This is a genomic window from Parvibaculum sp., assembly GCF_039973015.1.
Lineage (GTDB): Bacteria > Pseudomonadota > Alphaproteobacteria > Parvibaculales > Parvibaculaceae > Parvibaculum.
Map to the genome: position 1 here is coordinate 223,545 of NZ_JBDWLT010000003.1, position 6,541 is coordinate 230,085.

The 6,541-nt window shown below is 60.6% G+C and carries 5 protein-coding genes; 3 read left to right on the forward strand and 2 right to left on the reverse strand.

Translation table 11 applies throughout. The features are described from left to right. Nucleotides 1-54 precede the first annotated feature (54 nt). Nucleotides 55-1,878 (forward strand): aspartate--tRNA ligase, encoded by a 1,824-nt coding sequence (gene aspS, locus ABJO61_RS02855; RefSeq protein ID WP_348327092.1) that lies wholly within the window; start codon nucleotides 55-57, stop codon nucleotides 1,876-1,878. 94 nt (nucleotides 1,879-1,972) lie between these two features. Beyond that, entirely contained in the window at nucleotides 1,973-2,419 is a 447-nt protein-coding gene (locus ABJO61_RS02860; protein WP_348327095.1) for a host attachment protein, read from the forward strand. Between the two features lie 6 nt (nucleotides 2,420-2,425). Here ABJO61_RS02860 and ABJO61_RS02865 read toward each other — a convergent pair whose 3' ends face one another. Then, complete coding sequence (locus ABJO61_RS02865; protein ID WP_348327098.1) at nucleotides 2,426-2,959, reverse strand: fasciclin domain-containing protein; 534 nt, start codon at nucleotides 2,957-2,959, stop codon at nucleotides 2,426-2,428. An 86-nt stretch (nucleotides 2,960-3,045) separates the two neighbouring features. Next, a complete protein-coding gene (locus ABJO61_RS02870) occupies nucleotides 3,046-4,272 on the reverse strand; it encodes a cation:proton antiporter (protein WP_348327101.1) in 1,227 nt (408 codons plus the stop codon). A gap of 191 nt (nucleotides 4,273-4,463) precedes the next feature. Between ABJO61_RS02870 and ABJO61_RS02875 the strand changes: the two genes are divergently transcribed. Next, a complete protein-coding gene (locus ABJO61_RS02875) occupies nucleotides 4,464-6,389 on the forward strand; it encodes an ATP-binding protein (RefSeq protein ID WP_348327104.1) in 1,926 nt (641 codons plus the stop codon). Nucleotides 6,390-6,541 lie beyond the last annotated feature (152 nt).

The window sequence follows — 6,541 nt, forward strand, 5'->3', positions numbered from 1 at the left end:
TATGTCTTTTGCTATCCTCCGCCGATTCGTTCTGGAATTCCAAGGCCTTAGAATATGAGCAGTTTCCGCAGCCACACCTGTGGCGAGCTTCGCAAGTCGCATGTGGGCGAGACAGTCCGCCTGTCGGGCTGGGTCCACCGCAAGCGAGACCATGGCGGTCTCCTCTTCATTGACCTGCGTGACAATTACGGGCTCACCCAGCTCGTCTTCGACCCGGACCGGGCCGAAGCTTTCGGGCTCGCCGAAAAGGTCCGTTCCGAATTCGTTGTCTCCATCGAGGGCACGGCGGTTGCTCGTTCCGCGGAGACCGTAAATCCGAACCTGCCGACCGGGGATATCGAGATTGCCGTCTCCTCCATGGAGGTGCTCTCCGAGGCGCAGGATCTTCCACTGCCGGTCTTCGGCGAGCCGGACTATCCCGAAGACATCCGTCTGACCTACCGCTTTCTGGATCTCCGTCGCGAGACGCTGCACAAGAACATTCTGCTGCGCTCGAAGATCATTGCGTCGGTGCGCCGCCGTATGACCGATGCGGGCTTCAATGAATTCCAGACGCCGATCCTGACGGCTTCGAGCCCGGAAGGCGCGCGGGACTTTCTTGTTCCCTCGCGAATGCACCCCGGCACGTTTTATGCGCTGCCGCAGGCCCCGCAGCAGTTCAAGCAGATGATCATGGTGGCGGGCTTCGACCGCTACTTCCAGATCGCCCCTTGCTTCCGTGACGAGGACGCCCGTGCCGACCGCTCGCCTGGCGAGTTCTACCAGCTCGATGTCGAGATGAGCTTTGTCACGCAGGACGATGTCTTTGCCGCCATCGAGCCGGTGCTGCATGGCCTCTTCGAGGAATTCGCTGGCGACCGCAAGGTGTCTTCCTATCCCTTCACGCGCATTCCCTATGCCGATGCGATCCGTAAATATGGCTCCGACAAGCCCGACCTGCGTAATCCGATCGAGATGCAGAATGTCACGGATCATTTCCGTGGTTCCGGCTTCAAGGTCTTCGCGGGCATGATCGAGAAGGACTCGAAGGTCGAGGTCTGGGCGATCCCGGCCCCGGGCGGTGGTAACCGTGCCTTCTGCGATCGCATGAATGCCTGGGCGCAGGGCGAAGGCCAGCCGGGCCTCGGCTACATCTTCTTCCGCGAAGAGGGCGGCGCACTGGAAGGCGCGGGCCCGGTCGCGAAGAATATCGGACCGGAGCGTACGGATGCGATCCGCACTCAGCTTGGTCTCGAAGCTGGCGACGCCGTCTTCTTTGTTGCCGGTCAGCCCGCGAAGTTTGCGAGCTTCGCCGGTCAGGCGCGCACTCGTGCCGGCACCGAGCTCGGGCTTGTGGAAGAGGGCGTCTTCAAGTTCTGCTGGATCGTCGATTTCCCGATGTTCGAATGGAATGAGGATGAGAAGAAGATCGACTTCTCGCACAATCCTTTCTCGATGCCGAACTACCCGCTGGACAAGTTCCTCGCACTCGACAAGGACGACGCCGACGAGATCCTCGGCATGACGGCTTTCCAGTACGACATCGTCTGCAACGGTGTTGAGCTTTCCTCGGGTGCTGTGCGCAACCACAAGCCGGATGTCATGTACAAGGCCTTCGAAATTGCAGGCTATGACAAATCCGTCGTCGAGACGAAGTTTGGCGGCATGCTCAACGCTTTCAAATATGGCGCGCCTCCGCATGGCGGTCTCGCTCCCGGCATCGACCGTATGGTGATGCTGCTGGCGGGCGTGGAGAACCTGCGCGAGGTCACCATGTTCCCGATGAACCAGCAGGCGCAGGATTTGCTCATGCAGGCACCCTCGGAAGTAGAGCAGAAGCAGCTCAAGGAATTGCATATTCGGATCGTGCCGCCGCTTGAGAAGAAAAAGGAAGGCTGAGACCTTTCGGCGCATCCTTCCGGTCCGGCTACCTTGCCGCGTCCCATCCTGTCACTATGTGTTGTGAGGGGGATAACAGGATGCGGAGGTTTCGATGCAGCCGAAATGTATCTGGATTGTCGTGACAGATGGCGGCACCTGCCGGTTTCTCGCCAGCGAGAAGCGCAATGCGGACCCCGTGGTCGCCCTGCCGGATATCAATTTACCCAATCCCCCCACGCGTGAGCAGGGAACGGACAAGCCTGGACGTACTTTCGAGAGCGTCGGCACCCGCCGCTCGGCTTATGAACCGCCAGTTGACTGGCACGAGCAGGCGAAACGCGATTTCGCTCGAGACATCGGTGAACTTCTCAAGGAGAAGTCCCGGACCGGCGATTTCGACAATCTGATCCTTGTTGCGCCGCCGGAAATGCTCGGCAATCTGCGGCTGCATCTCTCCGAGGAAACGAAGAAGAAGCTGCTCGGCGAGGTGAACAAGGACTACACCCGGCTCACCCCGCGCGAGATCAAGCAGCAGCTTGAAGAAAGCTACAACGTCTGACGCCGATTATTGCGCGCTGCTTTCGGCCTTCGGAGTCTCATCCTCGAAGACCGGGATCGCCAGCGCGTCCACGGGAATGATGACCCCGTTCGATGCCTCGATGGCCTCGCCCGAGACATTCGAACCGAACTTCTCGCTGCCGTAATGGATGGGTGATTTCGTGCCGTCGATCTTCACCTTGCCGCGCTGGAGCGTCGTCGCCTCCGTCACCTTGCCTTCGAGCCGGGCGGGTACGTGGCGGCCGCTCACGATGCTGTAGAGCAGCAGCGCGCGCGCATTCTCCTTGTTGCTCGGATTATCGCCTGCCAGCAGGTCGTCGATACCACCCGGCTGGTTCGCCAGCGCCTCGTCCGTCGGCGCAAAGACCGTGATGCTGCCCTCTGTGTAGCGGAACTTGAGATCATTCGCCTCGATGATCTTCGTCAGGGTCGAGAATTGCGGATTGCTTTTAAGCGTCTCGTATACGTTCGCAGCGAAAGCGGGCGCGGCGCTGATCGCGCTCATAGCGAGGGCCGCAAGGAAAACTCCGGTTCTTTTCATCGTTATGCCTTTCGAATTGCTGGTCGCCTCAAAACCCCAAGCGCTGAAATCTCTAGGCCCGGATTTTGACCGGATTGCGACATTGCTCAGCCATCCTGCTTGCCGCCCCTGGCCTGGCGCAGATAAAGGGCGGCGAGCGGCGCTGCCGAGATGCCGTGAACAAAAATTGAAATCAGAACCGTCAGCGAAACGACCGAGACGATCCGGTCGGGGGTCTCCCCGCCAAGCGACTGAATGACGATCAGAAGGTAGAGGACGGAGGCGATTCCCCGGGGCCCAAACCAGGCGAGAAGCCCTGTTGTGGCGGTGCTGAGGCCCGCCCCCGCCAGCGAAAGTGCAACCGGCAGCATCCGGATAACCGTCAGACTGAGGATGGCGTAGAGCAGCGCCGCCATGTCCCACAAGGGAGCGCCCAGCGGCAGGATCAAGGCGCCAAACAGGAAGAAAAGAGCGGAAGTCAGAATGCTTGCCTCTGCCTCCGCGAAATCTTCAAGACGCTGCGCCGGGTTGTACCTGTGGAGCGTCAGGGGGAGCATTCCGCCCGCCACGAAGGCCGCAATGAAGCCGTTGCCCGAAATGGCTTCGGCCCCCGCATAGGCGATAATGGCGAGCGCGGGGGCGGACAGCCTCTGGAAGAGCGGTGTCATTTCACGAGCGTGTACCGCGCGGCGGACGAGCCAGCCCCCGCCATAGCCGATGACGATGCCTGCAAGCGGCCCGAGGATGAGATGCGCCGCCACCGTTGCGGCGATGCCGTTCTCATTGCCATGCCCAGCTGCAATGCCGAGCACGATGAGGATCGGCGGCAGCACGAGCCCGTCATTGAGCCCGCTTTCGACATTGAGCGTCTGTGAGATGCGTTCCGGCATTTTCGGGTTGGCGATGGCGCTTTGGGCCAGCGCGGCGTCGGTTGGTGCGAGAATGAGCGCAATGAGTCCAAGGGCCCACCATTGCGCATCGGGAAAGAGCAGGAAGGCGATGGCGAAGCCGAGCAGGGCCGTGCCGGGCAAGCCCGCCAGCAGCATGCGCGTGGGCAGCAGATCGTTTTTCCTGAGATGGGAAGGATTGATCCGTGCCGCATCGGTGAACAGCAAGATGGCGAGGCCGAATTCCGCAAGGAGCCGCATCGCCTCGTTAACGATCTCGTTCTGGGCAACGCCGCCATTGCCGCCAAAACCAAAGGTGGCGAGGCCAGCCCCCGCGACAGTGAAGACCATGGGGGCCGTGATGTACCGGCCCGCGCGGCTGCCGGAGACAAGCCCATAGGCGATGATGAGAGCCGCGACGGCGACAAGAACCTGATAGGCGTCCACGAAAGCCTCCCGCTAATCCCGGCCCGAAACCCGAAGGTTTACCTGTCTCTCGTCAAAGTCCTGGTTTCCTGCAGGCAGTTGAAACACGCAATTTGGTTAATGGAAACCTGTGGTTAAGCCCCGGGCGGTAACAATCCTGAACGAGCCGGTATTCGCTGGGGGTAAAAAGCCCGGTTCATTGGATAGTTCGAATGCAAACTTCGAGACAGAGCAAGCCGCCCGAGGGGCCCGGCACTGCAGATTTTCCGGCGCATCTTTTCGATGCTTTTGCCGAGGCTTTTTCTATTGGCAGTTGGACGTGGGACATAGCGAGTGGCGATCTCGAACTCCATTCCACTGTTCTCGACGCCCGCAATGTACCGCGAACCCTCAAAACCCGAAACGCGGATGCGACCCCGGCCATGAAGCTGCTGCATCGCTGGCTGGACACCTGCACCCCGGGCGCGATGAACACGGCCAGCTTCACACTGCGTACCGATCCGGTTGCGGTCCGCATCCTCTGTGTCGAACGCACCGAAACCACGGCGAGAGGTTTGCTCCAGGACTGCACGACGGAAACGCTGACAAGTGAGAGCGATCTGCGGTTTCGTATGGCCTTCATGGGGGCTGCCCACGGTATTGCACTTGTTGGCCTTGATGGAAGCTGGCTCCAGGTCAATGAGGCGCTGTGCCGGATGCTCGGCTACACCGAGAAGGAACTTCGGGAGCACACGTTCCTGGATATTACGCATTCCGACGATCTCGAGAACGATCTCGATCTTCTTCACGAATGTATCGAGGGTACGCGCAACACCTATCAGATGGAAAAGCGCTACTATCACAAGAATGGCGATATCATCTCCGCGTATCTGGCAGTCGCCATCCTGCGCGCCGAGAATGGCGTACCGCTCTATTTTATTTCACAGATCCAGGACATCTCTGCCCAGAAGCAGGCCGAAAGCGAGCTCGTTGCCGCGCGGGACGAGGCAAAGCGCGCAAGTGCCACCAAGAGCTCGTTCCTCGCCTCGATGAGCCATGAAATCCGCACACCCATGACCGGCGTGATGGGCATGCTCGACATGCTGCAGGACAGCGGCGTGAGCGGCGACCAGCTCGAACTGGTCAAGACGGCGCGCAGTTCCGCAGAGATGCTGCTCTCGATCATCAATGACGTGCTCGACATGGCGAAACTCGAAGCAGGCAAGGTGGAGATCGACAGCCGCGACTTCAATGCCGAAACGCTTTTGCGTACCGTCTGCGACATGATGGCGGCGCGCGCCGAAAGCAAGGGACTGAAATTCAATGCGGTGCTGCCGCTTTCGACGCGCACCTGGCTGAAGGGCGATCCCGACCGTATTTCGCAAATTCTGTTCAACCTTCTCGGCAATGCCGTGAAGTTTACCGAACGAGGCGACGTAACGCTGACGGCGGAGGTACGCCACAGCGGCAACGGGCTTGAACTGGTTGTGCGTGTGGCCGACACGGGGCGCGGCATTCCGGCGGAGAAACTGGACAGCATCTTCCGGGAATTCGAACGGGTGCAGGACGGAGCGTCGAACCAGATCGAGGGCACGGGCCTTGGTCTCGCCATCGTTCAGCGCCTCGTCGACGCCATGAAGGGTTCGGTGCGGGTCGAGAGCATCGAAGGGAAAGGCTCCCTCTTCACGGTCAGCCTTCCGCTGGCGGCCGGCACCGCCTCTGCGGAAGCGCAAGCCCCCGCCGCAGCCATCGAGGAAACGTCCGGCACCGCGCCGCAGCCGAATGCGCCGCTCTCCGTTCTCGTGGTGGAGGACAATGCGGTCAACCGCAAGGTCATCGGCTCGGTTCTCTCGATAGCGAGGATCGAGCCCGTCTATGCCTTCGACGGCGCCCAGGCGCTTGAAGCCGTGAAGGAACAGGATTTCGATATCGTCTTCATGGATGTGATGATGCCCGTGATGGATGGCCTGACGGCGACGAAGAAGCTGCGCGAGGAGGGCTTCGCCATGCCGATCCTCGGCCTCACGGCGAATGCGATGGAACATCATCGCGAGGCCTGTTTCGAGGCAGGTATGGACGACCACATCGCCAAGCCGTTCCGTCCGGCGGATATTCTTGCCGCGTTGGAGACGCATGGCAGCAAGCGCAAACAGGTTTAGCTCCGCAAGGCATGTGCGGCCTTCAAAAGAGGAAGGTTGCGCGGAGCGGCGGCGACGCCGCCAGTATGTTTATATAATAGGCGGGGTGCGTCCTCCTCCGACGCTCCGCGCACCGACTGTTACGATTCCTCCCACCTCATGAGCCGCATCCG